This window comes from Sphaerisporangium aureirubrum (assembly GCF_042658925.1).
Lineage (GTDB): Bacteria > Actinomycetota > Actinomycetes > Streptosporangiales > Streptosporangiaceae > Sphaerisporangium > Sphaerisporangium aureirubrum.
This window is the reverse complement of sequence record NZ_JBHSRF010000040.1, coordinates 23,960-50,143: the sequence shown is the minus strand read 5'-3', so window position 1 is coordinate 50,143 and position 26,184 is coordinate 23,960. Positions and strand designations below refer to the sequence as shown.

The window sequence follows — 26,184 nt, the reverse complement described above, 5'->3', positions numbered from 1 at the left end:
CGATGACGACCTCGAAGCAACGCGGGCAGAACCGTGAGCTGGTCGAGATGGCCTGGGACCCGATCACCCGGATCGTCGGCAGCCTGGGCATCTACGCCAAGATCGACTTCGCCCGGAAGGAGGTGGCGGAGTGCTACAGCACCTCCTCCATCTTCCGCGGCTACAGCGTCTTCATGAAGGGCAAGGACCCCCGGGACGCGCACTTCATCACCAGCCGCATCTGCGGCATCTGCGGCGACAACCACGCCACCTGCTCGGTGTACGCGCAGAACATGGCGTACGGGGTCCGGCCCCCGGCGCTCGCCGAGTGGATCATCAACCTCGGCGAGGCGGCCGAGTACATGTTCGACCACTGCATCTACCAGGAGAACCTGGTGGGGGTGGACTACTGCGAGAAGATGGTGCGCGAGACCAACCCCGGCGTGCTGGAGCTCGCCGAGCGCACCGAGTGCCCGCACGCCGCCGAGCACGGCTACCGCACCATCGCGGACATCATGCGGTCGCTCAACCCGCTGGAGGGTGAGTTCTACCGCGAGGCCCTGATGATGAGCCGCGTCACCCGCGAGATGTTCTGCCTGATGGAGGGCAGGCACGTCCACCCCTCCACGCTGTACCCCGGCGGCGTCGGCACGGTGGCAACGGTGCAGCTGTTCACCGACTACCTGACCCGGCTCATGCGCTACATCGAGTTCATGAAGAAGGTCGTGCCGATGCACGACGACCTGTTCGACTTCTTCTACGAGGCGCTGCCCGGGTACGAGCAGGTGGGGCGGCGCCGGGTGCTCCTCGGCTGCTGGGGCAGCCTCAACGACCCGGAGTACTGCGACTTCACCTACGAGAACATGAACGACTGGGGCCGGCGGATGTTCGTCACCCCCGGCGTGATCGTGGACGGCGAGATGGTCACCAACGACCTCGTCGACATCAACCTCGGCATGCGCATCCTGCTCGGCAGCTCGTACTACGACGACTGGGCGGGCCAGGAGCAGTTCGTCACCCACGACCCGCTCGGCAACCCGGTGGACGTCAGGCACCCGTGGAACCAGCACACCATCCCGCGCCCGCAGAAACGGGACTTCAGCGACAAGTACAGCTGGGTGATGTCCCCGCGCTGGTTCGACGGCAAGGACCTGCTCGCGCTGGACACCGGCGGCGGCCCCATCGCCCGCCTGTGGTCCACCGCCCTGTCCGGCATGGTGGACATCGGGTACATCCGCTCCACCGGGCGCAGCGTGCAGATCAACCTGCCGAAGACCGCGACCAAGCCGGAGTGCACGTTCGAGTGGAAGATCCCCGAACGCGACGGCCAGCCGATCTCCAACACCCTGGAGCGCAACCGCGCCCGCAGCTACTTCCAGGCGTACGCCGCGGCGGCCGCGCTGCACTTCGCCGAGATGGGCCTGAACGAGGTGCGGCAGGGACACAACCAGACGTGGGAGCCGTTCGAGGTGCCCGACGAGGCGATCAGCTGCGGCTTCACCGAGGCGGTGCGCGGCGTGCTGTCCCACCACATGGTGATCCGCAACGGCCGGATCGCCAACTACCACCCGTACCCGCCGACGCCGTGGAACGCCAGCGTGCGCGACGTGCACGGCACGCCGGGGCCGTACGAGGACGCCGTGCAGAACACACCGATCTTCGAGGAGAACCCGCCGGACGCGTTCAAGGGCATCGACATCATGCGCACCGTGCGCAGTTTCGACCCCTGCCTGCCGTGCGGGGTGCACATGTACCTCGGCAGCGGCAAGGAGCTGCGGAAGCTGCACAGTCCCCATGCCTACTCCACCATCTGACACCCGGCCGGCCGCCGGTCCCGGGAGCCGGACGGACGTGCACGCCGTGGGGGAACGCGTCGAGACGCTCATCGACGAGCTCGGGCGGCTCGCCGACCCGCTGGCGCGGGCCAGGGCGGAGGAGCTGGTGCGCGCCCTCGGCGACCTCTACGGGGCGGGCCTGGAGCGGGTCGTGGCGATCGTCGTCGAGAGCGAGGCGTCGGACGTGCTGCGGCGCCTGGCCGAGGACCCGGTCGTCTCCGGGCTGCTCGTGCTGCACGACCTGCACCCGCTCGGCCTCGACGAGCGGGTCCGCGCCGCGCTGGACCGGGTGCGCCCGCTGCTCGGCCTGCACGACGGCGGCGTGGAGCTGCTCGGCGTGACCGGCGACGGCGTCGTCCGGCTGCGGCTGGAGGGCGGCTGCCACGGCTGCGCGTCCTCCCCCGCCACGGTGACCGGCGCCATCGAGCGCGCCGTCCGCCTGGCCGCCCCGGAGGTCACCCGCCTGGAGGTCGAGGGCCTGCCCGCCGAGTCCGGCCTCCTCCAGATCCAGACCCGCCCCCCTGGCCCGTGCCCGGTGCCGCAGGACGCGGCCCTGTGACCCCCGGCGGGACCCGTCCGGGGGCGGCGCCGCGGACGGCCGCGGGCGTGCGGGACACGATCGGAGCGGGCCTGCCCGGCGCGGACGGACCCGGTGCGGCGCCGCGCGGGCTGCGGCGGTTCCGGGTGCCGCCGCCGGAAGGGGCGGCGCGGTGCGAGATGTGCGCGGAGCCGGTGGGGGAGCGGCACGGGCACGTGGTGGACGCGGGAAGCCGGGCGCTGCTGTGCGCCTGCAAGGGCTGCCACCTGCTGCTGGCGCGCAACGGGGCGCTCGGCGCCGGGCGGTACCGCGCGGTGCCGGAGCGCTACCTGAACTTCCCCTCGTTCGCCCTGACCGACGGGGACTGGGACGAGCTCCGCGTGCCGGTGCGCACCGCGTTCTTCTTCCACAACTCCGCGCTCGGCCAGGTCGTCGCGTTCTACCCGAGCCCCGGCGGCGCCACCGAGGCGTCCGTGCCCGCCGGCGCCTGGGACCGCGTGCTGGCCGCCGCCCCCGAGCTGGCCGCGGCGTCGCCCCTGCCGGACGTCGAGGCGTTCCTCGTCGACCGCCGCCCGGACGAGGGCTTCACCTGCCACCTGGTGCCGGTCGACGCGTGTTACGAGCTGGTCGGGCTGGTCCGCACCCACTGGAAGGGCTTCCACGGCGGCCGCGAGGCCTGGGACGCCATCGAGGCGTTCTTCACCAGGCTGCGCGAACGCGGCGAGGACGTGCTTCCGGGGAACGGACCCGGCCCGGACGCGGTGGCCGGCCGCGCGGACGTGCCCACGGCGGAAGGGAGCGGGCGTGCCTGACATCCGGTTCGAGTGCCGGGGGGTGCGGGCCGACCCGTACGCCGCCTTTCCCACGCTGGCGTTCCGGCTCGGCATCACCGGGCCGGGGACCGGGGCCGTGCACGCCGTCGCGCTGCGCTGCCAGATCCGCTTCGAGCCCCAGCGCAGGCGGTACGCGCCCGGCGAGGCGGAGCTGCTCGGCGACCTGTTCGGCGAGCCGTCGCGCTGGGGCGAGACGCTCAGGCCGTTCCAGTTCGCGAACGTTCCGGTGCTGGTGCCGAGGTACACCGGCGCCACCGAGGTCGACGTGCCGGTCCTGTGCAGCTACGACCTGGACGTGGCCGCGGGCAAGTACCTCGCGTCGCTGGAGGACGGCGAGATCCCGCTGCTGATGCTGTTCAGCGGCACCGTCTTCGCCAGGTCCGGCGAGGGATTCACCGTCATGCCCGTGCCGTGGGACCGCGAGGCGCGCTGCGGGCTGCCCGTCGCGGTGTGGCGCGAGCTGATGGACCGTCACTTCCCCGGCTGCGGCTGGCTGCGGCTGCGGCGGCACACCCTGCAGGCCCTGCAGCGGTACAAGTCCGGCCACGCGCTGGCCACCTGGGACGAGGTCGTCGAGGCGCTGCTGAAGGAGGCCAGATGAGAAGTGTGCCGATGGAGGCGGCCCGCAAGGTGGCCGACGCCGTGCTCTACGAGGGTTACCTGCTGTACCCCTACCGGGCCTCCGCCACCAAGAACCGGCTGCGCTGGCAGTTCGGCGTGCTGGTGCCGCCCGCGTACCAGGAGACCGCCGAGCCGTCCGTCAGCGTGACCGAATGCCTGCTCGACGGGGGCGCCAACGCTCTGGTCCGGGTGCGCCTTCGCTTCCTGCACGTGCGGGAACGCCTCGTCGAGCGCGCCGACGCCGGCCGGTTCGCGCCCGTCGCCGAGCTGCGGTGCGGCGACACCGCGCACCTGTCGTACGACGACGCCACCGAACGCGAGACCGAGGCCGTGCTCGCCGTGCCGCACCTGCTCGGCGCCGAGCGCACCGTCGTGGTGCGCGTCCCCGGCGACCGGGCCGAGGAGCCGATCCGCGCGCCGTCCGGCGAGGTGACCGGCCGCGTCGTCACCTCCCACCGCCCCCTGCACGCGGTGCTGCGCGTCCGCGCCGAACGGCCCCCCGGCCCGTACGGCCTGCTCAGGCTGCGCGTCCGGGTGGAGAACCGCACCGCGTGGGTCCCCGGCGGGCTCGCCGGCGGGATGCGGGACGTCGCCGGGTGGACCGGGCGGGACGCCGGGCGCGATGCCGCCTGGGCCGGGCGGGGCGCCGGGCGCGAGGAGGCGCTGCGGCACTCGCTGGTCGCCGCGCACCTGCTGATCGGGGTGACGGCAGGGTCCTTCCTGTCGCTGGCCGACCCGCCGGAGTGGGCGCGGGCCGCGGCGCGTTCCTGCCTCAACCGGCACACCTGGCCCGTGCTGGTGGGCGACCCCGGGCACCGCGACGTGGTGCTGTCCTCGCCGATCATCCTGGACGACCATCCCGGCGTCGCCCCCGAGAGCCCCGGCGCGACGTTCGACTCCACCGAGATCGACGAGCTGCTGCACCTGCGCGCCCTGACCCTGACCGAGGACGAGGAACGCGAGGCCCGCGCCACCGACCCCCGCGCCGCCGAACTCCTCGACCGCGCCGCCAACCTGCCACCCGAGCTGCTGGAACGCCTGCACGGCGCCATCCGCTACCTCGGGCCCGCCGCCGAGGCCGCCGGACCACCCGGCACGGGCCCCGCCGCCGGGCCCGCGCCGTGGTGGGACCCCGCCGCGGAGCAGGTGCCCGGCGTGGACCACGTCACGGTCGGCGGGACGACGATCCGCAAGGGCAGCCGGGTGCGCCTGGTCCCGGGGCGGCGCCGGGCGGACGCGCACGACATGTTCCTCACCGGACGCACCGCCCGCGTGGAGGCGGTGCTGCTGGACGTCGACGGCGCGCGGCACCTCGCCGTCACCCTGGAGGACGACCCCGGGGCCGACCTGCGCCGCGCCCACGGCCGCTACCTGTACTTCGCCCCCGACGAGGTGGAGCCGATCGGCGAGGACGCCTGCGAGGTCGGGGAGGTGGGGGCGTGAAGACCCTGGTGGCGGGAGTGGGCAACGTCTTCCTCGGGGACGACGGGTTCGGCGTCGCCGTGGCCAGGGACCTCGCCGGGCGCGACCTGCCCGACGGCGCGGTGGTCACCGACTTCGGCATCCGCGGCGTCCACCTGGCCTACGAGCTGACCAGCGGCGGCTACGACGCGGCGATCCTCGTCGACCTCGCGCCACGGGGGGACCCGCCGGGCACCCTGTACGTGGTGCGCCCGGCCGAGGGCGACCTCACCGGCGCGCTGTTCGACGCGCACGACATGAACCCCGAGGCGGTGCTGGCCCTGGCGGGCACGCTCGGCGAGATGTCGATCCCCGTCCTGCTCGTCGGCTGCGAGCCCGCCACCACCGAGCCCGGCATGGAACTCAGCCCGCCGGTCGCGGACGCCGTCCCGCGCGCCGCCGACCTGGTGCTCGACCTGCTCCATCAGCGCGCACCACACGAGGAGAAACCATGAGACGACGCCTGATCACGCTCGCCGCCCTGACGGCTGTCGGCGTGATGGTCTACCGGTCCATCCCGGACCTCAAGCGCTACATGCGCATGCGGAGCATGTGACCCCCGCCTGACCTGGCGGAGGGACGAAGAGGAGAGAACGGGGGGTAGTGATCGTGCATGAGTTCGGGATCGCGGAGGCGATCCTCGCGGCCGTGGAGAAACGAGCGGACGGGCGGAGGGTGTGCCGGGCACGCGTGCAGGTGGGGGCGCTGCTGCGGGTCGCCGAGCCGTCCATCAACGACGCGTTCGCCATGGTCAGCGAGGGGACGGTGGCCGAGGGGGCCAGGCTCGACCTGGTCACGCTGCCGGTACGGGTCACCTGCGGTGACTGCGGGAGCGTGGCCATGTCGGTGGACCCCCACGCGGTCTGCCCAGGCTGCGGGTCCGCCGACGTCGACAGCGAGGGCGGCGACGATCTCGTCCTCGAATCCATCCAGCTCGCGGAGGCGACCTATGTGCCTGGGGATTCCCGGGGAGATCGTGGAGATGCCGGCCGATCGTCCTGATCTGGCGCAGGTGGACGTCAGCGGCGTGCGCCGCGCCGTCAACATCGGCCTGCTGGAGGGGGAGGAGCTGGCGCCGGGGGACTGGATCCTCATCCACGTGGGCTTCGCGCTCTCCAAGATCGACGAGGTGGAGGCGAAGGCCGCGCTGGACTTCCTGGAGAGCATCGGGCAGGCGTACGAGGACGAGATCGCCGCGCTGCGCGAATCCATGATCGAAAAAGGTTAGTTCATCCACGGGGGATCGGACGTAAGGATGCGCTTCGTCGACGAGTACCGCGACGCCGGCACGGCACGGGCGCTCGCCTCGCGCATCGCCGCGCTGTGCGAGCCGGGGCGGCGGTACAAGTTCATGGAGGTGTGCGGCGGGCACACCCACACCATCTACAAGCACGGGCTGGAGGACCACCTGCCCGGCGCGGTGACGCTGGTGCACGGGCCCGGGTGCCCGGTGTGCGTCATCCCGATGGGGAGGGTGGACGACGCCATCCACATCGCCGGGCGGCCGGACGTGATCATGACCTCGTTCGGGGACATGACCCGGGTGCCCGGCGGGCGGGGGTCCTTCCAGGACGCGGCGGCGCGGGGCGCGGACATCCGCGTGGTGTACTCGCCGCTGGACGCCCTGAAGATCGCCAGGGACAACCCCGCGCGGCGGGTGGTCTTCATGGCGATCGGCTTCGAGACCACCGCGCCGTCCACCGCGATGACCCTGCTGCGCGCGGAGGCCGAGGGGATCGCCAACTTCTCGGTGTTCTGCAACCACGTGACGATCATCCCGGCGATCAAGGCGATCCTGGAGTCGCCCGACCTGCGCCTGGACGGGTTCATCGGCCCCGGGCACGTCTCGACGGTGATCGGGTGCTCGCCGTACGAGTTCATCGCGCGGGAGTACGGCAGGCCGCTGGTCGTCGCCGGGTTCGAGCCGCTCGACGTGCTGCAGGCCGTGCACGCCAACCTGGAGCAGCTCGCCGAGGGGCGCTGCGAGGTGGAGAACCAGTACTCCCGCGTGGTGCCGTGGGACGGCAACGCCAAGGCCCTCGCCGTCATCAACGAGGTGATGGAGCTGCGCCCGCACTTCGAGTGGCGCGGCCTCGGCTTCATCTCGCACTCGGCGCTGCGGATCCGGGACCGCTACGCGGCCTTCGACGCCGAGCGGATCTTCGAGATCCCCGGCGGCCGGGTCGCCGACCCCAAGGCCTGCCAGTGCGGCGAGGTGCTCAAAGGGGTGCTCAAGCCGTGGGAGTGCAAGGTCTTCGGCACCGCCTGCACCCCGGAGACACCCATCGGCACCTGCATGGTGTCCTCCGAGGGGGCCTGCGCCGCGTACTACAACTTCGGCCGCTTCTCCCGGGACCGGGTCAGGGAGGCGACCCGCGCATGACCACCGACGAGCGTGCGACGATCCCCCCGGAACGGATGCTTCCCGTGCTGAACGCCGAGGAAAAGGTCCTGGAGCGCATCGAGCGTGCGCGGCGGCGTAAGGCGCGGGTGCGGGAGGAACTGATCACCCTGGCGCACGGGGCCGGGGGGCGGGCCACCCGGACGCTCGTCGAGGCCGTCTTCCTGGAGGCGTTCCGCAACCCGATGCTGGAACCGCTGGGCGACGGCGCCGTCGCCGGGGAACTCGCCTTCACCACCGACTGCTACGTGGTGACGCCGCTGTTCTTCCCCGGCGGGGACATCGGTGACCTCGCCGTCAACGGCACCGTCAACGACCTCGCCATGTGCGGGGCGCGGCCCGCGTACCTGTCCGCCGGGTTCATCCTCGAAGAGGGCTTCCCGATCGACGACCTGCGCCGGATCGTCGCCAGCATGGCCGCCGCCGCGCGGGCCGCCGGGGTCGCCGTCGTCACCGGGGACACCAAGGTCGTGCAGAAGGGCAAGGCCGACGGCTGCTACGTCACCACCGCCGGGGTCGGCACCGTCGACCCGGAGCTGCGCCTCGGCGCCTCCGCCGCCCGGCCCGGGGACGCCGTCCTGGTCTCCGGGCCGATCGGCGACCACGGCGTCACGGTGCTGCTGGCCCGGGGCGGCTTCGACATCGAGGCCGACCTGACGTCCGACACCGCGCCGCTGCACGGCCTCACCGCCCGGCTGCTGGACACCTGCCCCGGCAGGGTGCGCTGCCTGCGCGACGCCACCCGGGGCGGCGTCGCCACCGTCCTCAACGAGATCGCCGAGGCGTCCGAGGTCGCCGTGGTGATCGACGAGGACGCCGTCCCCGTACGCCCCGCCGTGCGCGGCACCTGCGAACTGCTGGGCATCGACCCGCTCTACTCCGCCTGCGAGGGCCGCATGGTCGCCGTGGTCGACCGCGACGCCGCCGACGCCGCCCTGGCCGCCCTGCGCTCCCACCCCCTCGGCACCGGCTCCACCGTGATCGGCCGCGTGGCCGACGATCCCCCCGGACTGGTCCTTCTCCGAACGTCCTTCGGCGGCACCCGCATCGTAGATGTGCTGGTCGGAGACCCTCTCCCCCGCATCTGCTGACGAATAGCGGGAAGAATCCCTAATGAGCACCGTCCCACCGGGGAGGCACCGATGAGCCAGGCAAAGGACCGAGAACTCCCCAGCCCCAAGGAACTCCGGGCCCAGGCCCACCGCGACGCCGTGAAGGGCACCCAGCGCGCCTTCCAGAGCCCCCCACGCGGCGACCGCCGCCCACCCCGCGTAGTCAGCGACGCCGAACGCCAGGGCGTCCCCCCCACCGACACCCGAGCCCGCAGCCCTCTGGGCGTAGGCCAGAGCACCACCACCCGCCCCGAACGCCTATCCCGCCACAAGCCCGAACCCGGCCGCCACCAAGAACCCGCCCACCCCCGAACGGGCCGCCCCGCCGGCACCTCAACCCCGGAATACTTCACCGGCGTAGCCCCCCACCCCACCACCTCCCCAGACGGCCACTGACACCCGCAGCTCCCACCCGCAGGACACCCTGTTTCCGGCACCGCGACAGCGAGGGGCGGCGGGAAACCCGCCACAGGTCGCCAGGCGCCCCTGCCCGCCACCCCCACCGACCCGTGCCCCGGTCCGTTCAGGACGTTCTCTTTCCGGCGCCGCGACGGCGGGACGTGGAACGGCGAAATCGGCGCCGCTCTACGGCGGACAACCCGGCGTGTGTGCGGCGCCGGTGAAATGGTCCTCGCGGGAGGCCGCGCTTCGCGCGAAGGGCGCAAGGGCTGTGCTGGTGCGGGGGACACCCCCGCGCCCCCGGGTCCTGCCGGGCTCATGGTGCTCCACCGCGACGCGTTCCGCCTGGCCGGGTTCCGCCGTATGACGGCGCCGTATTCGCCGTACCACGTCCCGCCGACCCGGCGCCGGAGAAGGCGAACCCGACGAGGCGACGGGATTCCGGCGGCGTCGCCTTACGGCGGACAACCCAGCGCGTGTGCGGCGCCAGTGAAATGGTCGTTGCGGGAGGCCGCGCTCCGCGCGAAGGGCGCAAGGGCCGATCACCAGGACGGTCGCGCCGTTGGTGATCACCGCGCTCCGCGCGAAGGGCGCAAGGGCTGTGCTCGTGCGGGGGATACCCCCGTGTCCCCGGTTCTGCCGGGCTCATCATCCCGGCTGCATGCCATCGAGGCAGGCCGCTATTCCAGATGAAAAGCGTCACTGCTTGGCTTTGTGAGTCCATTGGCGTATCTTGCGGCCGATTCGGTAAATGCGGAAGATAATCAAAGCGGCAAATATGATTGAAGCGAAGATGGCTGCCAGCTCCGGCCAGCTAACGCCAAAAGGCATATGTCCTCCATGTTGAGGGCGGTGATCGACGGCTGCCACTATCGGTCCTCGTCGAGGATTTGTCTAATCGCTCTCCGGTCAGGTGGGTGGCACAGTGGACAGGTGGCCGGAGATCTGCGGGTTGGGGTGTTTCTGGTGGTGGCTGGGTTTCCTGGGTGGGGGCAGGGGGAGTTGCTGGGGGCGGCGGTGGAGGCGGGTGTGGTGGCGGAGGGGGTGGGGTTTGATGATGTTTGGGTGGCTGAGCATCACTTCATGTCTTATGGGCTTTGTCCTTCGGCGGTGACGTTGGCGGGGCATATTCTTGGGCGGACTTCTCGGGTGAATGTGGGTACGGCGGTCAGTGTGTTGTCGACCGCGCATCCTGTGGCTTTGGCCGAGCAGGCGGTGCTGCTGGACCATGTCTCGGGAGGGCGGTTCCGGTTGGGGGTGGGGCGCGGCGGGCCGTGGGTCGATCTGGAGGTGTTCGGGACGGGGCTCGCACGATATGAGGACGGGTTCGCCGAGAGTCTGGATCTGCTTCTGGCCGCTCTTTCCGGAGGGGCGGTCGCGGGTCACGGGCCGGTGTTCCGGTTTCCGGCGGTCGAGATGGTGCCGCGGCCGGAGCGGGCGATCCGGCCGGTGGTGGCGGTCACGTCCCGGCGGACCCTGGGACTCGCGGCCGCGCGAGGGCTTCCGATGCTGCTGGGAATGCACATCGGGGACGCAGACAAGGCCGCCATGGTGGAGGCGTACGGGCGGGCCGCAGGTGACACCGGGGACGTTCCCCATGTCGCGGCCGGTCTCGCCCAGGTGGCCGACACCACCGAGGAGGCCGTGGCGGTCATCACGCGGTCCTTGCCGAGGTGGCTGGAACCGGGGCTGGCGGGATACCGCCGCGCGGACGGCCGTCCGTACCGTCCGAGGAACGCTCGCGACTACACCGACCTGCTGTGCCGCCTGCACCCCGTCGGCTCCCCGTCCCACTGCGTGGCCACGCTGCGCGCCACCGTCGAGCGCACCGGCATACGTCACCTGATCCTCGCCGTCGAAGGCGCGGGCGACCCCGCCGCGACCATCGAGAACGTCACCAGGCTCGGCACCGAGGTGCTCCCTTTGCTCCGCGAGTCCATGTGACGACCGGGCGCGCCACTTGTCGGCAGTGGAACAGAATGGAATTCTGTTCGCATGAATCGTGTCGAGGCCAATGGAATCGAGATCGTCTACGACACCTTCGGGGAGGTCGGGGCGCGTCCGTTGTTGCTGATCATGGGGCTGGGAACCCAGATGATCAGCTGGGACGAGAACTTCTGCGCGGCGCTCGCGGACGCCGGGCATCACGTCATCCGGTTCGACAACCGCGACGCGGGCCTGTCGACGCACCTGCACGAGGCCGGCGCGCCGGACCTGGCGGCGGCGCTCGGCGGCGACACCTCGGGAGCGCCGTACCGCCTGAGCGACATGGCGGACGACACGGCGGGCCTGGTGGCCGCGCTCGGGCTGGACGCGGTGCACGTCCTCGGAGCGTCGATGGGCGGGATGATCGCCCAGGAGTTCGCCATCCGGCACCCGGAGCGGACGCTCAGCCTCACCTCGATCATGTCGACGCCGGGCCTGGAGGCCGGGCCGCCCACCGAGCGGGCGCTCGGGACGCTGCTGATGCCGTCGGCCCCGGACCGTCAGTCCGTGATCAGGCGGGCGCTGGAGGCGTGGAAGGTGCTGGGTTCGCCCGGCTACCCGATGGACGAGCAGCGGCTGGTCAAGGTGGCGGGGGACAGCTACGACCGCTCCTTTGACCCGCCGGGCTTCGGCCGCCAGTTCGCGGCGATCCTCGCCTCCGGCGACCGGACGGCGGCGCTGCGGGAGCTGTCGGTGCCCGCCCTGGTGATCCACGGAGAGGACGACCCGCTGGTCCAGCTCTCCGGCGGCATCGCCACGGCGGACGCCATCCCGGGAGCCAGGCTCCTGACCTTCCCCGGGATGGCCCACGACCTGCCGCGCCCGCTGTGGCCGCAGATCGTCGACGCCGTCACCGAACTGACCACCCGCGTCGCCGCCCGATGACGGCCGCCGTCGGCGAGGCGCGTCAGACCTCCAGCTTCTCCTCGATGTGACGCAGGGAGTGGCGGGCCAGGGCCAGGTTGGCGCGTTGCCGGTCCAGGGCCAGGTAGAGGAACAGGCCCTTGCCGCTCCGGCCCGCCAGGGGGCGGATGACGTGGTACTGGGTGTTCAAGGTGATCAGGATGTCCTCGATGCCGTCCTGGAGCCGCAGGGCCTCCATCGTGCGGAGCTTGGCCTTGATCACCTCGGTGTTCCCGGCGGCGGCCACCTGGAGGTCCAGGTCCTTGGAGCCGCCGAGGGCGCCGAGGGCCATGCCGCTGCCGTAGTCGACCACGGCGGCGCCGATCGCGCCGTCGACGGACATCATCTCCTTGAGCGAGACGTCAATGCCGGCCATGTGCTTCCTCCTGGGGATTTGGGTGTCGAATCACGGGGGAGCGGTCAGAGCAGCCGCTCCAGCGCGTCACGGAGCCTGATGAGCACACCGACGTCGGTGGCGTCGGCATCGTGGGGCGGCGGCACGCCCTCCGGCCGCACGGCCCGCCTCTCCCTGCGGGGCAGCGCACCGGGCGGGACGGCGCCGGGCACGTCCGGGGGCGGCGCGTCAGGCGGTGGAGCGGCCGGGGGAGGGGTCAGCAGGCCGGCGGCGGCCAGCTGGCGGACGGCCAGCAGGACGGGGTAGGCCGGGCGGCCGAGGCGCCGGGCCAGCTCGGCAGGGGTGGCGACGGCGTCCGCGTGGACGACGACCTCCCACTGAACGGCCGTGAGAACCACACGGTCCGCGCTGACGCGGGGGATGGGGGCGACGGGGCGGGTGTCCAGGTCGGGGGACGGCCAGGTGCGGTCCAAACGGAGCCTCCTGCGCCGGCACTCGCGCAGCAGCCCGGCGACGTCGAAGTACCACTGCGGGCCGAGCCAGTGCCGGTCCCCCTCCCGGAAGCGCGGCCGGGTGCCGGTCGCGGAGAGCAAGAAGAACGCGGCGTCCAGCGTGGCGCCGAGCACGCAGAACTGCAGCTCGCCCCGGGTCAGCAGGCCCTGCCGCACCAGCGTCTCCCCGCCGTCGGCCCGTTCGGCCGCCTCCCGCCTGATCGAGCCGAGGGTGGTGGCGGCGATCCGCCCCGAGGAGGCGAGCAGGTCCTCCACCCCGGGGACCCCGGCGCTCTCGGCGTAGCTGACCCGCCCGGCGGTCAGGTAGATCGTCCCGGCCCGGCCCACCCGCAGCGAGCCGGTCGCCCGGCCGTCCGCCAGGCCGGGGAGGACGGCGTCCAGCCGCGTGGAGGGCGCCATGGCTCACGAGGTGGCCAGCCGGCCGGCGATGACGCGCAGCCGGTGGCGGGCCAGGGCGAGGTTGGCGCGGTCGCGGTCCAGCCGCAGGTACAGCAGCATCGGCCCGGCCGGCGCCCCGTCGAGCGGCCGGAGCAGGTGGTGGCCCTGGTCGGAGGTGACGATGACGTCCTCGATCCGGACGGTGCCGCCGGGCGCGCTCAGCGCGAGCGCGTCCAGGGTGGCCCGCAGGCTCAGGGCGAACGCGTCGGCGCTGACCTGCGGGTCCAGGGCGGTGAGGGAGCCGGACGCGACGACCGCGCCTCCGGAGTCCTCGACCAGGAGCGCGTCCAGCGCCCCGGGAATGGCCACCACGTCGGCCAGGCAGGCTTCGATATCGAGCACGGTGCACCCCTCGCCGGATACTTTCCGTCACAACGGGGCCGACTCTAGAGAGGTCACCGGTCCAGGTCGGCACCAGTCAACGATCCAGTAAAGTCCTGGGATATAAGGATCTTTCACCACGTAGAAGGATTTGCCGACCGGGTGGCAGAGCTGCAGTTGAATATCGCTCGGTATATCTCTGCCGATTTACTCATAAAGGTGCTTATGCGGATGCAATGCCACCGTCACCACCCCCGCCCGATGCGCGTTACCGTGGGGGAATGGAAAGGATCCTGGTCAGCGCGTGCCTGATGGGGCGTCCGGTGCGTTTCGACGGCCAGGCGAAGACCGTCGACGATGCCCTGCTGGCGGCCTGGCGCACCGAGGGCCGTCTTGTGCCCTTCTGTCCCGAAGTGGAGGGCGGCCTCCCGGTGCCCCGGCCCCCCGCCGAGATCGAGGGCGGCGTGGGCGGCCCGGCGGTGCTGGCGGGCAGCGGGCGCATCCTCACCGCCGCGGGCGTGGACGTGACCGGCCACTTCCTGGCCGGCGCGCAGGCCGCGCTGGCCGTGGTCAGGGCGATGAACCTCAAGATCGCGATACTCAAGGACGGCAGCCCGTCCTGCGGCACCCTGCGCATCCACGACGGCACCTTCCGCGGCCGGGTGGCCCCGGGCTCGGGCGTGACGGCCGCGCTGCTGTCGGTGCACGGCGTCCGCGTCTTCGGCGAGGACCGCCTGGCCGAGGCCGCGGGCTACCTCGACGAGCTGGAGGCCGTGCGCGGCTGAGGCGACCCGGTCAGAGGGTGAGGTCCGGCGCCTGTTCCACCCCGGGGACGGCGTTCTCGCCGATCAGCGCCTTCTCGTCGGGCTTGAACACCAGCACCGTGTCGATGTACGACCGCAGCGCCTCCTCCAGCCCCACGTCCCGCCCCGCTGCCTCCGACATGAACCACCGGTGGTCCAGCACCTCGTGGAACAGCTGCGCGGGCTCCAGCTTGCCCCGCAGCTCCGGCGGGATGGCTAGCACGGTCGGCTGGAAGATCTGGGCCAGCCACAGGTGCGCGACTATGGCCTCGTCCTCGTGGCGCAGCCCCTTGGCCACCCGGAAGGAGTCGAGGTCGTTGAGCAGCCGCCTGGCCTGGTTCTCCTCGACGTCCAGCCCGGTGAGGCGCAGCAGCCGCCGCTGGTGGTGCCCGGCGTCCACGACCTTGGGCTTGACCATCAGCCGGGCGGTGCCGGCCTTACGCCTGATCATCATCTCCGCGACGTCGAACCCCAGGGAGTTGAGCCGGCGGATCCGCTGGTCGATCAGGTGCCATTCGACGTCCTCGACGATCTCCTCCTGGGTGAGCTCCTCCCACAGCCGGTGGTACCGCGCGACGAGCTGGTCGGCGAACGCCAGCGGGTCTATCGACGGGTGCAGGAACCCTCCGGCCTCAAGGTCGAGCATCTCCCCGAAGATGTTCACCCGGGCGACCTCGATGTCCTGGTCGCGCTGGCCCCGGCTGAGCACCGGGTGCAGCTCGCCGGTCTCGGCGTCCACGAGGTACGCCGCGAACGCCCCCGCGTCCCGCCGGAACAGGGTGTTGCTCAGCGAGCAGTCGCCCCAGTAGAACCCGGCGAGGTGCAGCCGCACGAGCAGCACGGCGAGCGCGTCGAGCAGGCGGATGAGTGTGTCGGGCCGCAGCGAGCCGGACAGTACGGCCCGGTAGGGCAGCGAGAACTGCAGGTGCCGGGTGATCAGCGCGGAGTCCAGCGGCTGCCCGTCCTCGGTGGTCCGGCCGGTCACCACGGCGACCGGCTCCACGGAGGGGGCGTCCAGGCGGCCGAGGTCCCACAGCAGCTGGTACTCCCGGCGGGCGAACCTGCTGTTGATCTCTTTGATGGCGTAGACCCGCCCGGACAGCCGGGCGAATCGCACGATGTGCCGGGAGATGCCCCGCGGCAGGGTGACCAGGTGGTACTCCGGCCACTCCTCCAGGGGGATCTCCCACGGCAGGCGGATGAGGTCGGGATCGCTGGGCGCGCCGGTGATCTGGAGCGGCAAACCCGTGCTCCTCGCTACTAGAGAACTCGCCGAAGGCGACGCTAGCCGTTCCGGGGCGTCGCGCGCACCCGGTGTCCGCTCTGCGGACGGTTTCCCCTTTGCTGGTCTAGACCGGGTCAAAGGGGTGTCAATCTCGTGGGGTTCTGTGTCATCATCGGCCGATGACCTGTGGTGTTGGCAGGTTACACACGGGTTTCGGAGGGCGGTGCATGACGTCGTCGGTCGCGGTCCCCTTGCTGGTCGGCTACAGCTCGATCACGGGTTGGCCTATACCACTTGACGGTGCACGGCGTTGGACGTACGTTCCTCAAACGTTTAGGAAACTTTCCTAATTGATAGCTCCTTTCTGGAGGGTTGCATGACCTACTCCGCCGGCACGCCCCAAGAGATCACCCGGCGGCAGATGCTCCGCCGGATCGGCCTTACCGCGCTCGTCGCCGGGCCCGCTGCGGGTTTCCTCAGCTCCTGCGCGACCAGCGGCGGCGGTGGCAGCGCCGCCGCCCCGAGCCCCTCCGCCGCGGCGCCCACCTCGGCGGCCAACCCGTTCGGCGTGAAGGCGGACGCCCCCCTCGAGGTCGTCATCTTCAAGGGTGGTCTCGGCGACAGCTACGCCACCGACGTGCACGAGCCGCTGTACAAGAAGGAATTCCCGAACGCCTCGGTCAAGCACGTCGCGACCCAGCAGATCGCGCAGACGCTGCAGCCCCGTTTCGCCAGCGGCGACGTGCCGGACTTCATCGCCAACTCCGGCTCCGACCTGATGGACAACGGCGCCCTGCAGAGCGAGGGCCAGCTGCTCGACCTCACCCCGCTGTTCGACGCGCCTTCGGTCGACGACCCGAGCAAGAAGGTGCGCGACACGCTGGTCCCCGGCACGGTGGAGTCCGGCCTGATCGCCGACAAGCCGTACATCCTCAACTACGTCTTCACCGGCTACGGCCTCTGGTACAACGCCAAGCTCTTCCAGGAGAAGGGCTGGACCCCGCCGAAGACGTTCGACGAGTTCAAGACCCTCTGCGCGACCATCAAGGACGCGGGCCTCACCCCGTACGCCTACGCCGGCAAGAACGCCTCGTACTACCAGTACTGGATGATCCTGATCACGGCGGCCAAGATCGAGGGCAACCAGATCCTCATCGACATCGACAACCTCGCCGACGGCGCGTGGACCCGCGACTCGGTGAAGCAGTCGGCCGCGGCCTGGGCCGAGATCGGCAAGTTCATGGACAAGAGCTACGAGGGGCTCATCCACACCGAGGTGCAGACCCGGCAGAACAACGACAAGGTCGCGCTGTACCCGTCGGGCTCCTGGCTGGAGAACGAGCAGAAGGCCAACACGCCCGGCTCGTTCGAGTACGCCGTGTCGCCCACCCCGAGCCTGACCGCGAGCGACAAGATGCCGTTCGAGGCCATCCGCGCCGCGGCCGGCGAGCCGTACATCATCCCGGCCAAGGGCAAGAACACCGCCGGCGCTCTCGAGTACGCCCGCATCATGCTCTCCAAGGAAGGCGCCAAGGGCTTCACCGAGAAGTCCGGCAGCCTCACCGTGGTCGTCGGCGCCGCCGAGGGCCTCCCGCTGTCGCCCGGCCTGAAGAGCGTCGCGGACGCCCAGACCGCCGCCGGGGCGAACATCGTCACCTACAGCAGCTTCGAGAACTGGTACAAGGAGCTGGAGACCGAGCTGCGCAAGCAGACCAACTCCCTGATGTTCGGCCGCATCTCGGCCGACGAGTTCTGCGCCAACATGCAGAAGAAGGCCGACTCCGTGAAGGCCGACTCCTCCATCGACAAGCAGAACCGGACGGTGTAGCAGATCATGCGGCATGGCGAGCAGGGAGGGCCGGGATGCTGACGTCGTCCAAGGCGAGAATGTACGGGTTCGTCGTCTCGTTCCTGGCGATCCCGGTGGCCCTTTACGCGATCTTCGTGATCGGCCCCTACGCTCAGGCGTTCTACATCTCGCTGACCAACTGGCGCGGTATCACAGGGAACCCGCAGTTCATCGGGTTCGAGAACTTCACCCGCCTGCTGGACGACGACGTGTTCTGGGCCGCGGTGCGCCACCACGCGCTGCTCCTGGTCGCCATGCCGCTGATCACCATCGCCATCGCGCTGTTCTTCTCGTTCCTGCTGAACCTCGGGGGAGGCAGCAGGGGCGGGCGGATGACCGGCGTCTTCGGGTCGAAGCTCTACCGCGTGGTGTACTTCTTCCCGCAGGTCCTGGCGGTGGCGGTGGTCGGCGTGCTGTTCCAGGCGATCTACCGCCCGGACGGCACCGGCGTCATCAACGGCCTGCTGAACGTCGTGGGCCTCGGCCCGGTCGGCTGGCTCATCGACACCAACCTCGCCCTGTGGTCGATCATGGGCGTGGTCATCTGGCAGTCCGTCGGGTTCTACGTGGTGCTGTTCTCCGCGGGGATGTCCGCCATCCCGCGCGACGTCTTCGAGGCCGCGGCGCTGGACGGCGCCGGCCGGTTCCGGCTGTTCTTCAGCATCACGCTCCCGCTGATCTGGGACACCATCCAGGTCGGCTGGGTCTACCTCGGCATCGCCGCCTTCGACTGCTTCGCCCTGGTCCAGGTGCTCTCGGTGGACCGCGGCGGCCCGGACAACGCCACCACCGTGCTCCCGCTGGAGATCTGGCGGACGGCGTTCACGTTCTCCAAGTTCGGCTACGCCTCCGCGATGGGCGTGGCCCTGTTCTTCCTGACCATCACGTTCGCCGCGCTGAGCCTGCGCGTGACGCGCCGCGAGAGGATCGAGCTCTGATGGCGACCCACACCGACACGGTCCGGGTGGCCGGGGCCCCGCGCGCGACCGCACGGCCGAGCCGTCCGAGGAACCCGCTGGGCGCGTTCGGCGTGCTCTCCCACCTGGCGCTGGTCGTCTGGATGATCCTGGTCGTCGGGCCGATCCTGTGGACCTTCCTGGCGTCCTTCAAGACCAACGGCGAGATCGTCGGCGACGCGCCGCTGGCACTGCCGCACGACTTCTCGTGGGACGCCTGGGGACGGGCCTGGGAGAAGGCGCACATCGGCACGTACATGCTCAACACGGTGTACGTGGTGGCGATCAGCACCGCGTTCACCATGCTGTTCGGGTCGATGGCGGCGTACGTGCTCGCGCGCTACCGCTTCTTCGGCAACCGCATCGTGTACTACCTGTTCGTCTCGGGGCTGTCCTTCCCGGTGTTCCTGGCGCTGGTGCCGCTGTTCTTCGTGGTGCGCAACCTCGGGCTGATCGACACCCACGTCGGCGTGATCCTGGTGTACATCGCCTACTCGCTGCCGTTCACGGTGTTCTTCCTGACCGCGTTCTTCAAGACGCTGCCCACCTCGGTGGCCGAGGCCGCGATGATGGACGGCGCGTCGCACACCCGGACGTTCTTCCAGATCATGATGCCGATGGCCCGCCCCGGGCTGATCAGCATCACCATCTTCAACATCCTCGGCCAGTGGAACCAGTACCTCCTGCCCATCGTGCTGCTGTCGGGCGGCGTCGAGGACAAATGGCTGATCACCCAGGGCATCGCCAACATCAACACCAACGCGGGCTACGAGGCCGACTGGCCGGGGCTGTTCGCGGCGCTCAGCATGGCGATCATCCCGATGCTGATCGTCTACATCATCTTCCAGCGCCAGATCCAGTCCGGGCTCACCGCTGGGGCCGTCAAGTAGCGCCTTTATGGTGGGGCCGTTTTCATCATTTGTCACCTCTTGCCGGGATTCGACTTCTGCTTCATGATCGCGGTCAAGGCCGTCTGTAGGCAGGCGGCCGAGCAGCCCCCCATGGAGATGAGGCAGAGACCGTGCCATCCGTCCATCGCCGGAGAAGACGACTCACCCTGTTGTTCGCCGCCGTCGTGCTCGGCCCCGTGGGGCTGACCGCGATCCCCGGCCCGGCCGCGGCCGAACCGCCGCCCGAGCCCGCCAACCCCTGGCAGGCCGACCACTGGCCGCAGCGGCAGCCCTGGCAGGAGTCGGCCCCCGCGTCGGCCCTGCGCGGCGTGCCCGGCGGCCCCGCCGCGATCGACCCGCAGAACTGGAAGAACCCCGACCACATGACGTGGGCGGACTACAAGGCGGTCCCCGGGACCAACTGGGCCGACCCCGCGGGCAAGGGCTCGCAGCGCACCTTCAAGGGCGCCCTGGTCCTGCTCGACTACCCCAACCAGCCCTTCGTGGTCACGCAGCCCGCCCGGTCCACGGTGTTCGGCAACCCCAGCACCGAGGCGCACGACATCCCCCGGACGCAGGTCGCGCAGTTCTACAAGGACTTCCTGAACACCCCCAACACGCTCAACCGCGGCCACACCATCCACGAGTACTGGATGGAGGACTCCGGCGGCCGGTACGGCGTCGACCTCACGGCCTTCGGCCCGTACGAGATGCCGGGCAAGGACCACGAGTACGCCATGGAGTTCCAGGCCGGCACCGCCTGCCCGGCCGGCGACAACTGCAACCGCAACATCCGCACCGACGGGCGCGCCGCCTTCGCCGCCGAGCAGGGCGAGCCCACCCTGGCCCAGTTCGACTTCATCTTCTACCTCAGCGCGGGGCAGGACGAGTCGGCCACCTGGCAGGAGTTCGGGCCGATCAAGTTCCCCACCAAGGAGGACGTCACCGACGACTTCGGGCCGCCGGACCCCGCGCTGCCCAACTGGTCGCGCACGCGGTACGTCGAGTGGACCTCCTGGGCGTCGGGCTCGTCCATCTGGCCGAACGCCGGCGGTGGCTCGTCCACGCAGGCCGAGAGCTCCGGCCAGGGCGTGTACGCGCACGAGCTGAGCCACATCCTCGGCATCGGCGACAACTACAACAACCCCTTCAGCGTGCCGCCGCGCCGGGCGTACACCGGCATCTGGGAGATGCTCAGCCGCGGCAGCTTCAACGGCCCCGGCGGCCCGCACAGCCGGTGGCTGATCCCGCCGACCGGCGGCGGCTCGATGGGCGCCCAGCACATGCTGCGCAACAAGATCAAGCTGAACATGGTCGACGAGGGCAACGTGCTCCGGCTCACCCGTGAGGCGCTGGCCCAGTCCGGCCTGGTGGTCGCCAAGGTCACCGCGCGTACCGTCCAGCCCGGCGCGAGCGGCCTGGCCGGTGTGAACGTGGTGCTCGGCGGCGGCGACCTCAGCCCCGCGTGCGACGTCAACACCGACGCGTTGTGCGACGGCGGCGGCTACCAGAACTACACGGTCGAGGTCGTGGACCGGATGGGCGCCGACTCCTTCACCCCGGACTCCGGCGTGCTGGTGGCCAAGACCAAGGACCAGGACCGCGCGCCGTTCGAGTGGGTGATCGACGCCAACCCGCAGGACATCGGCATGACCGACTACGTCCTGCCGGACGAAACCGCTGTCCCGATCACCATCGGCGACTACCGGCAGCTGTCCGACGCGCTCTTCCACGCCGGCACCGGCTCCGGCAGCGAGTTCGAGCACGTCGACCAGGCCAACCGCCTGCACTTCTACATCATCGGCAAGCACCGCGACAAGAAGGGCATCCTCTCCTACACCGTCGCCGTCCGCTCCCTGGACGGCGCCGGCCCCCAACGCCGCGGCGTGAAGCTCCTCCCCACCGCCACCATCACCAAGGGCACCGACTGGGCCACCTGCCAGTTCCCCCTGACCAACACCGGCAAAAAGGCCACCCCCCAGGGCGAACACCCCGAAGACGTCTCCGCCTACCTCAACTCCGACGTCTACCGCCTGTCCGCCTCCACCTCCACCAAGGGCTGGACGACCTGGACCCCCAACCAACTCACCGCCCTTGAGTTCGGCAAAACCACCCTCATCCCCATCGAGGTCCAGCGCACCAAGACCGCCCCCCGCCTAGCCAAGATCACCCTAACCGCCACCAGCGAAAGCGACCCCACCAAGAACTCCACCACCACCTGCGCCGCCGTCGGCCTCTGACCCACCCCCCGGGCCGGGCACGGCACCCCGCCGTGCCCGCCCCGCGACATTGTCGCCACCACGTGAAATGATGATCGGTATGGAGAGGCTGGACGACGAGGCGATCACCGCACGACTGGCAGAGGTCCCTGACTGGCGACGCGAAGGCGACGAGATCCGCCGCACCATCGTCGCCCCCGACTTCCGCACCGCCATAGCGATCGTCAACGACATCGCCGAACAGGCCGAGGCCCTCAACCACCACCCCGACATCGACATCAGATGGCGCAAACTCCACCTGGCACTAACCACCCACGACGCCGGTGGCCTCACTCAGAACGACTTCACCCTGGCCCTGCGCATCGACACCATCGCCGCGGACCACGCCGCGTCCTGAACCTTTCCTCACCTCCCGTGTGTTCACCGAGCCTTGGCGCAGCGTGACGGCTACAAGAAGCCCGCCTGCTACGACGCTCTCGCCGCCTTCGGCTACTGACCCCACTCCACGCCGGACGCCGGCATGTGGTGAACGCCGCGGCGCTCGCGGCTCAGTCCTCTTCGCGGCAGAGGCAGAAGGGATGGCCGGCCGGGTCCAGGAGCACTCGGACGTTCTCCTGTGGCTGGGCCGTGGCCAAGGTGGCTCCTAAGGCGACCGCGTCGGCGACCGCGGAGTCCAGGTCGCCGACCTGGAAGTCGAAGTGCATCATCGGCCGTTGCGCGCCGTCGACGGGAGGCCAGACGGGAGGCCGGTAGCCGGTCGCCTGCTGGAAGACGACGTAGACGGACCCCTGCGGGGCGGTGAGAATGGCGGTCCCCGGTTCCTCGTGGCCGATGGGCCACCCGAGCAACTCGGAGTAGAAGCGCGCCAGAGCACCTGGATCCGGTGCTTCGATCGCCGTCCCCCACCACATGCCGTCCGTCCGAGTTCGCATGCGTCGCAGCTTGTCGCATGGCCTCGGTCGTGTCCATGGCGCCGGCGTGCGCGAGGCGCCACCTCCACGTGGCCGGTGCCCCTGCGCCTGTGAACCTTTCCCCGGGGATATCTGGGGTCGCGTGGTTCCCGTGCAGCGTCGACGGGGTGATCCTCTTTTGTGCTCCGGAGAGCTGCCGGGTGCTGATTGACACGCTTTGGAGTGGTCCACACACTCCATGGGAGCACCTCCTGTCGCGCTACCTCGGGTGATTCGCGTCCCCCTTCCCCGCACGGTGTTCCACCGGAGGAGAAACATGATCATTGATGTCGTGCGTCCGTTACACCGCTTCCTGGTGGTGGTCGCCGCGGGCGTCGTCGCCGTGGCCCTGGCCGTCGTGCCGTCCTCGCCGGCCGCAGCCGACTCCACCCTGGGCGGGGCCGCCGCGAGGAGCGGGCGCTACTTCGGGGCCGCGGTGCAGGCGCGGTATCTCGGTGAGGCCGCCTACACGACGGTGCTGGACCGTGAGTTCACGTCGGTCACCCCTGAACTGGAGATGTGGTGGGAGGTGCTGCAGCCGTCCCGGGGGGTGTGGAACTTCGCACCGGCGGATCGCATCGTCGAGTACGCGCAGGCCCGTGGGATGACGGTCCGGGGGCGCCTGGTGGCGTCCTATGGGATACCGAACTGGGTGACCAGCCTGGGCAGCGCCTCTGACGTCAACGCGGCCCTGGTCACTTTCATCACCACCGTGATGCGCCATTTCCAAGGCAAGGTCGCCACCTGGGACGTCGTCGGGGAGGCTTTCGCCGACACCTCCACCAGTCCCCGCCGTCCCGGCATCTTCCAGTCCCGCCTGGGTGACAGCTGGATCGAGCAGGCTTTCCGCGCCGCGCGCGCCGCCGACCCCCAGACCAGGCTCTGCTACAACGACTACGGCATCGAGGACGTCGCGAAGCCCAAGACCCAGGCCGTCCTCGCCCTCGTACGCGACTTCAAGACACGCGGCGTCCCCCTCGACTGTGTCGGCCTGGAGTCCCACTTCGATTACCGAGCCTTCCCGTCCCCGCCCAATTTCCGCCCCACCCTCCAGCAGTTCGCCGCCTACGGCGTCGACGTCCACATGACCGAGCTCGACGTGTCGGACACCGCCTCCCGCCAGGCCGAGATCTACCGCTCCGCCGTCTCCTCCTGCGTGGCCGTCCCCCGCTGCAAAGGGATAACCGTCTGGGGCATCCCCGACCACTACAGCTGGCGCTCCGGCTCCGCCCCGTTGCTCTTCGACCGCTACTACAACAAGAAACCGGCCTACGCCGCCACGCTCGCCGGCCTCGGCATGTGGGTGACGTCCGGAGGAAGCTGAAGCGGATCTGGACGACCTGCATCCGCGACCAGCTCACCGCCCCGAAAGACACGTTTCGAAGTGGCCCGGGCACTCCCTTGGAGTGCCTTCCGTCGCGTTGTCTCGGGTGATGCACGTCCCTGCCCCGATCGATGTTCCACCGGAGGAAGGACATGATGAGCGGTGTCGTTTGTTCGTCACGCCGCGTCCTGGCCGTCGCCGTCGCAGGTGTGCTCGGACTGGTCCTGGCCGTCGTGCTCCCGGTGCCGGCCGAGGCGGCCACCACGCTCGGTGCGGGGGCCGCGCGGACCGGGCGGTTCTTCGGGGCCGCGGTGCAGGCGCGTTTCCTCGGGGAGGCGCCGTACGCCACCGTGCTGAACCGGGAGTTCACCTCGGTCACGCCCGAGGTGGAGCTGCGGTGGAGCACGGTGGAACCGCAGCGCAACTTGTTCAACTTCTACTCGGCCGACCAGGTCGCCTTCCACGCGCGGTCCCGGGGGATACGGCTGCGCGGGCACCTGGTGGGACCGTCCTGGCTGCCCGGCTGGCTGACCAGCCTGCCCAACGCCGCCAACACGCGCGTCGCGATGATCAACCACATCAACGTGATGATGACCCGCTACCGGGGGGTGTTCGGCACCTGGGACGTGGTGTCCGAGGCGTTCGCCGACACCCCGGGTGCCCCCCGGCGCCCCACGGTCTTCCAGCAGTGGCTCGGTGACGGCTACATCGAGGAGGCGTTCCGCGCCGCCCGCGCCGCCGACCCCGCGGCCAAGCTCTGCTACAACGACTACGGCATCGAGGACGTCGACAAGCCGAAGGGCCGGGCCGTCCTCACCTTGGTCCGCGACCTGAAGGCCCGCGGCGTGCCCATCGACTGCGTCGGCCTGGAGTCACGCTTCGATCCCCGTAGCGCCCCGCTCCCGGCCAGCTACCTGCGCACCCTCGAAGAGTTCGCCGCCCTGGGGGTGGACGTCGAGATCACCCAGCTCGACGTCGCCGGCGGCGGCACCCCCCAGGCCGACACCTACCGCGCCGTCGTGGTCGCCTGCCTCGCCGTCCCCCGGTGCACCGGCATCACGGTCTGGGGCATCCCCGACCACTACTCCTCGCACCCCCTCGACACACCTCTGCTCTTCGACCGCAACTACGCGAAGAAGCCCGCCTACGACGCCGTCCTGATCGCGCTCGGCTGACCCCGGAAACGGCCGCGCCCCGGACGCGACGGCGTCCGGGGCGCGGCCTCATCCGGTCATGCCAGGGTGCCGTCCTCGACACCCGCGCGGAACGCCTCCCAGGCGCCCGCTCCGACCACGAACGCCGGGCCGGTGGGGTTCTTGCTGTCGCGCACACCCTTGTGGCCGTCGGCCAGGGATGCGATCTCGACACAGTTTCCGCCGCTACCTCCAGAGCGGCTGGACTTCCTCCAAGTGGCGACAGCCAGTTCCTGCTCCAGCTGTGGGTTCATTCGGTATCTAATCTCCCTGATGAGGTCGAGCGACGCCTGCCTCGGCAGCGCCTCGGCTCGGATTACCTCGTAGCGTGTGGCAATTTTTCGGACATCTTCATCTCGCTCAAGGAGGTGTCCGTGTCCGACTGCCTCGATGTATACCGTATCGGCCGCACCAGGGGTCTGAGCTAAGACGAATCCGCCCTCCAGTCCCGCTGTGGCACGCGCACTGAAGGGAACTACCTGGATGGTGATATGTGGTAGGAAACTAAGCTCTTCGAGCCGTTTGAGCTGTTCATTCATAATGTGATGGTTGCCGATTACCCGGTGCAGGACCCCCTCGTCCAGCAGTGCCCAGAACATCGGGGGTTCGGCCCGCTCGAAGATGAGCTGCCGTTCCATCCGGGCCATGACCTGCTCCTCGACCCGCTCGGGGACGGGCCGCGGCTCCCCTTGGAAAATCGTTCTAGCGTATTCCTCGGTCTGCAGGAGGCCCGGCACGACCAGGGGCTCCCAGGTGCGGAGCACGGTCGCCTCACGCTCCAGATCCAGCCATGGCCGGAACCACGTCGGGGTCGCCGAGTGATGGATGAATGGCCACAGCCGGACAAGGGCTCCGTCAAGATGCAAGGCGGCGTCACATCGCTCGGCGAAGTCCAGAGAAGGCGTCCGTTTTGCGTTCTCAACTGCGCTGATCATCACATTTGTGTACTGGATTTTGTCGGCCAGCTCACGCTGCGTCAATCCGGCCGCCTCGCGGTGTTTTCTCAGCTCGAATCCGAAAAGCGCGCGTGGGCTGTCGGCCGGGTGCAGCTCGTTGGGGAGAGGCATCCGGTCCGCTCCTA

29 protein-coding genes are annotated in these 26,184 nt (G+C 70.3%); 22 read left to right on the top strand and 7 right to left on the bottom strand.

Going from position 1 to position 26,184, the window contains the following annotated elements; translation table 11 throughout:
• The first annotated feature begins 2 nt into the window (after positions 1-2).
• From ACFP1K_RS24310 to ACFP1K_RS24255, 12 genes are read left to right on the top strand one after another with little or no spacing between them, the layout of a single operon-like run.
• Positions 3-1,793 (top strand): nickel-dependent hydrogenase large subunit, encoded by a 1,791-nt coding sequence (locus ACFP1K_RS24310; RefSeq protein WP_380757206.1) that lies wholly within the window; start codon positions 3-5, stop codon positions 1,791-1,793.
• Between the two features lie 37 nt (positions 1,794-1,830).
• On the top strand, positions 1,831-2,373 hold the full coding sequence (locus ACFP1K_RS24305) for a NifU family protein (protein WP_380757204.1): 543 nt from the start codon (positions 1,831-1,833) through the stop codon (positions 2,371-2,373).
• Entirely contained in the window at positions 2,370-3,164 is a 795-nt protein-coding gene (locus ACFP1K_RS24300) for a DUF5947 family protein (RefSeq protein WP_380757202.1), read from the top strand. The genes ACFP1K_RS24305 and ACFP1K_RS24300 overlap by 4 nt, the downstream gene beginning before the upstream one ends.
• A complete protein-coding gene (locus ACFP1K_RS24295; RefSeq protein ID WP_380757200.1) occupies positions 3,157-3,786 on the top strand; it encodes a DUF6084 family protein in 630 nt (209 codons plus the stop codon). Before ACFP1K_RS24300 ends, ACFP1K_RS24295 begins: the two co-directional genes overlap by 8 nt.
• Complete coding sequence (locus ACFP1K_RS24290; protein WP_380757198.1) at positions 3,783-5,249, top strand: hypothetical protein; 1,467 nt, start codon at positions 3,783-3,785, stop codon at positions 5,247-5,249. Before ACFP1K_RS24295 ends, ACFP1K_RS24290 begins: the two co-directional genes overlap by 4 nt.
• Positions 5,246-5,722, top strand: a complete 477-nt coding sequence (locus tag ACFP1K_RS24285) for a hydrogenase maturation protease (RefSeq protein WP_380757196.1) — start codon at positions 5,246-5,248, stop codon at positions 5,720-5,722. Before ACFP1K_RS24290 ends, ACFP1K_RS24285 begins: the two co-directional genes overlap by 4 nt.
• On the top strand, positions 5,719-5,823 hold the full coding sequence (locus ACFP1K_RS24280; RefSeq protein ID WP_380757193.1) for a DUF6893 family small protein: 105 nt from the start codon (positions 5,719-5,721) through the stop codon (positions 5,821-5,823). Before ACFP1K_RS24285 ends, ACFP1K_RS24280 begins: the two co-directional genes overlap by 4 nt.
• Before the next feature lie 53 nt (positions 5,824-5,876).
• The gene (locus ACFP1K_RS24275) at positions 5,877-6,269 is read left to right on the top strand and encodes a hydrogenase maturation nickel metallochaperone HypA/HybF (RefSeq protein ID WP_380757192.1); all 393 of its coding nucleotides are present in this window, start codon (positions 5,877-5,879) and stop codon (positions 6,267-6,269) included.
• Entirely contained in the window at positions 6,250-6,495 is a 246-nt protein-coding gene (locus tag ACFP1K_RS24270) for a HypC/HybG/HupF family hydrogenase formation chaperone (RefSeq protein WP_380757190.1), read from the top strand. Before ACFP1K_RS24275 ends, ACFP1K_RS24270 begins: the two co-directional genes overlap by 20 nt.
• Positions 6,496-6,522: 27 nt before the next feature.
• A complete protein-coding gene (gene hypD, locus ACFP1K_RS24265) occupies positions 6,523-7,650 on the top strand; it encodes a hydrogenase formation protein HypD (protein ID WP_380757188.1) in 1,128 nt (375 codons plus the stop codon).
• Positions 7,647-8,759, top strand: coding sequence for a hydrogenase expression/formation protein HypE (gene hypE / locus ACFP1K_RS24260; RefSeq protein ID WP_380757186.1), 1,113 nt, complete (start codon positions 7,647-7,649; stop codon positions 8,757-8,759). The genes hypD and hypE overlap by 4 nt, the downstream gene beginning before the upstream one ends.
• A 51-nt stretch (positions 8,760-8,810) precedes the next feature.
• Positions 8,811-9,176, top strand: a complete 366-nt coding sequence (locus ACFP1K_RS24255; protein ID WP_380757184.1) for a hypothetical protein — start codon at positions 8,811-8,813, stop codon at positions 9,174-9,176.
• Between the two features lie 702 nt (positions 9,177-9,878).
• Here ACFP1K_RS24255 and ACFP1K_RS24250 read toward each other — a convergent pair.
• Positions 9,879-10,049 carry a hypothetical protein gene (locus tag ACFP1K_RS24250; RefSeq protein WP_380757252.1) on the bottom strand — a complete coding sequence of 57 codons (171 nt, stop codon included), beginning with the start codon at positions 10,047-10,049 and terminating at the stop codon, positions 9,879-9,881.
• On the opposite strand from ACFP1K_RS24250, the gene ACFP1K_RS24245 reads away from it, so the two are divergent.
• Both ACFP1K_RS24245 and ACFP1K_RS24240 read left to right on the top strand, forming a co-directional pair.
• Positions 10,011-11,123: an LLM class flavin-dependent oxidoreductase gene (locus ACFP1K_RS24245; RefSeq protein WP_380757182.1), complete on the top strand. Its 1,113-nt coding sequence runs from the start codon at positions 10,011-10,013 to the stop codon at positions 11,121-11,123. The two genes, ACFP1K_RS24250 and ACFP1K_RS24245, sit on opposite strands and share 39 nt — an antisense overlap.
• A gap of 51 nt (positions 11,124-11,174) precedes the next feature.
• Positions 11,175-12,050 (top strand): alpha/beta fold hydrolase, encoded by an 876-nt coding sequence (locus ACFP1K_RS24240; RefSeq protein WP_380757180.1) that lies wholly within the window; start codon positions 11,175-11,177, stop codon positions 12,048-12,050.
• Positions 12,051-12,072: 22 nt separating this feature from the next.
• Here the strand turns inward: ACFP1K_RS24240 and ACFP1K_RS24235 are convergent, their stop codons facing one another.
• Genes ACFP1K_RS24235 through ACFP1K_RS24225 form a run of 3 tightly spaced genes read right to left on the bottom strand, consistent with a single transcriptional unit; the run spans position 12,073 to position 13,715 of the window.
• Positions 12,073-12,444, bottom strand: coding sequence for a hypothetical protein (locus tag ACFP1K_RS24235; RefSeq protein WP_380757178.1), 372 nt, complete (start codon positions 12,442-12,444; stop codon positions 12,073-12,075).
• A 44-nt stretch (positions 12,445-12,488) separates the two neighbouring features.
• Entirely contained in the window at positions 12,489-13,334 is an 846-nt protein-coding gene (locus tag ACFP1K_RS24230; protein ID WP_380757176.1) for a hypothetical protein, read from the bottom strand.
• Positions 13,335-13,337: 3 nt separating this feature from the next.
• On the bottom strand, positions 13,338-13,715 hold the full coding sequence (locus tag ACFP1K_RS24225; RefSeq protein WP_380757174.1) for a roadblock/LC7 domain-containing protein: 378 nt from the start codon (positions 13,713-13,715) through the stop codon (positions 13,338-13,340).
• Positions 13,716-13,975: 260 nt separating this feature from the next.
• On the opposite strand from ACFP1K_RS24225, the gene ACFP1K_RS24220 reads away from it, so the two are divergent.
• Complete coding sequence (locus ACFP1K_RS24220; RefSeq protein WP_380757172.1) at positions 13,976-14,479, top strand: DUF523 domain-containing protein; 504 nt, start codon at positions 13,976-13,978, stop codon at positions 14,477-14,479.
• 10 nt (positions 14,480-14,489) lie between these two features.
• On the opposite strand, the gene ACFP1K_RS24215 is transcribed toward ACFP1K_RS24220, so the two are convergent.
• Positions 14,490-15,740: a DUF4032 domain-containing protein gene (locus tag ACFP1K_RS24215; protein ID WP_380757169.1), complete on the bottom strand. Its 1,251-nt coding sequence runs from the start codon at positions 15,738-15,740 to the stop codon at positions 14,490-14,492.
• Positions 15,741-16,098: 358 nt separating this feature from the next.
• Here ACFP1K_RS24215 and ngcE point away from each other — a divergent pair, with 358 nt between their 5' ends.
• From ngcE to ACFP1K_RS24190, 5 genes are all read left to right on the top strand, one after another.
• A complete protein-coding gene (ngcE, locus tag ACFP1K_RS24210) occupies positions 16,099-17,550 on the top strand; it encodes an N-acetylglucosamine/diacetylchitobiose ABC transporter substrate-binding protein (RefSeq protein WP_380757167.1) in 1,452 nt (483 codons plus the stop codon).
• A gap of 35 nt (positions 17,551-17,585) precedes the next feature.
• Entirely contained in the window at positions 17,586-18,509 is a 924-nt protein-coding gene (locus ACFP1K_RS24205; RefSeq protein WP_380757165.1) for a carbohydrate ABC transporter permease, read from the top strand.
• Positions 18,509-19,417 (top strand): carbohydrate ABC transporter permease, encoded by a 909-nt coding sequence (locus ACFP1K_RS24200; protein WP_380757163.1) that lies wholly within the window; start codon positions 18,509-18,511, stop codon positions 19,415-19,417. The genes ACFP1K_RS24205 and ACFP1K_RS24200 overlap by 1 nt, the downstream gene beginning before the upstream one ends.
• A 131-nt stretch (positions 19,418-19,548) precedes the next feature.
• On the top strand, positions 19,549-21,657 hold the full coding sequence (locus tag ACFP1K_RS24195) for a M6 family metalloprotease domain-containing protein (protein ID WP_380757161.1): 2,109 nt from the start codon (positions 19,549-19,551) through the stop codon (positions 21,655-21,657).
• A 79-nt stretch (positions 21,658-21,736) separates the two neighbouring features.
• Positions 21,737-22,033, top strand: coding sequence for a 4a-hydroxytetrahydrobiopterin dehydratase (locus tag ACFP1K_RS24190; RefSeq protein ID WP_380757159.1), 297 nt, complete (start codon positions 21,737-21,739; stop codon positions 22,031-22,033).
• Between the two features lie 151 nt (positions 22,034-22,184).
• Here ACFP1K_RS24190 and ACFP1K_RS24185 read toward each other — a convergent pair whose 3' ends face one another.
• Positions 22,185-22,568, bottom strand: a complete 384-nt coding sequence (locus ACFP1K_RS24185) for a VOC family protein (protein WP_380757157.1) — start codon at positions 22,566-22,568, stop codon at positions 22,185-22,187.
• Positions 22,569-22,863: 295 nt separating this feature from the next.
• Here ACFP1K_RS24185 and ACFP1K_RS24180 point away from each other — a divergent pair, with 295 nt between their 5' ends.
• A complete protein-coding gene (locus ACFP1K_RS24180) occupies positions 22,864-23,910 on the top strand; it encodes an endo-1,4-beta-xylanase (RefSeq protein ID WP_380757155.1) in 1,047 nt (348 codons plus the stop codon).
• Between the two features lie 152 nt (positions 23,911-24,062).
• Positions 24,063-25,085 (top strand): endo-1,4-beta-xylanase, encoded by a 1,023-nt coding sequence (locus tag ACFP1K_RS24175; protein WP_380757153.1) that lies wholly within the window; start codon positions 24,063-24,065, stop codon positions 25,083-25,085.
• A gap of 56 nt (positions 25,086-25,141) precedes the next feature.
• On the opposite strand, the gene ACFP1K_RS24170 is transcribed toward ACFP1K_RS24175, so the two are convergent.
• Positions 25,142-26,170, bottom strand: coding sequence for a Scr1 family TA system antitoxin-like transcriptional regulator (locus tag ACFP1K_RS24170; RefSeq protein WP_380757151.1), 1,029 nt, complete (start codon positions 26,168-26,170; stop codon positions 25,142-25,144).
• Between the last annotated feature and the right edge of the window lie 14 nt (positions 26,171-26,184).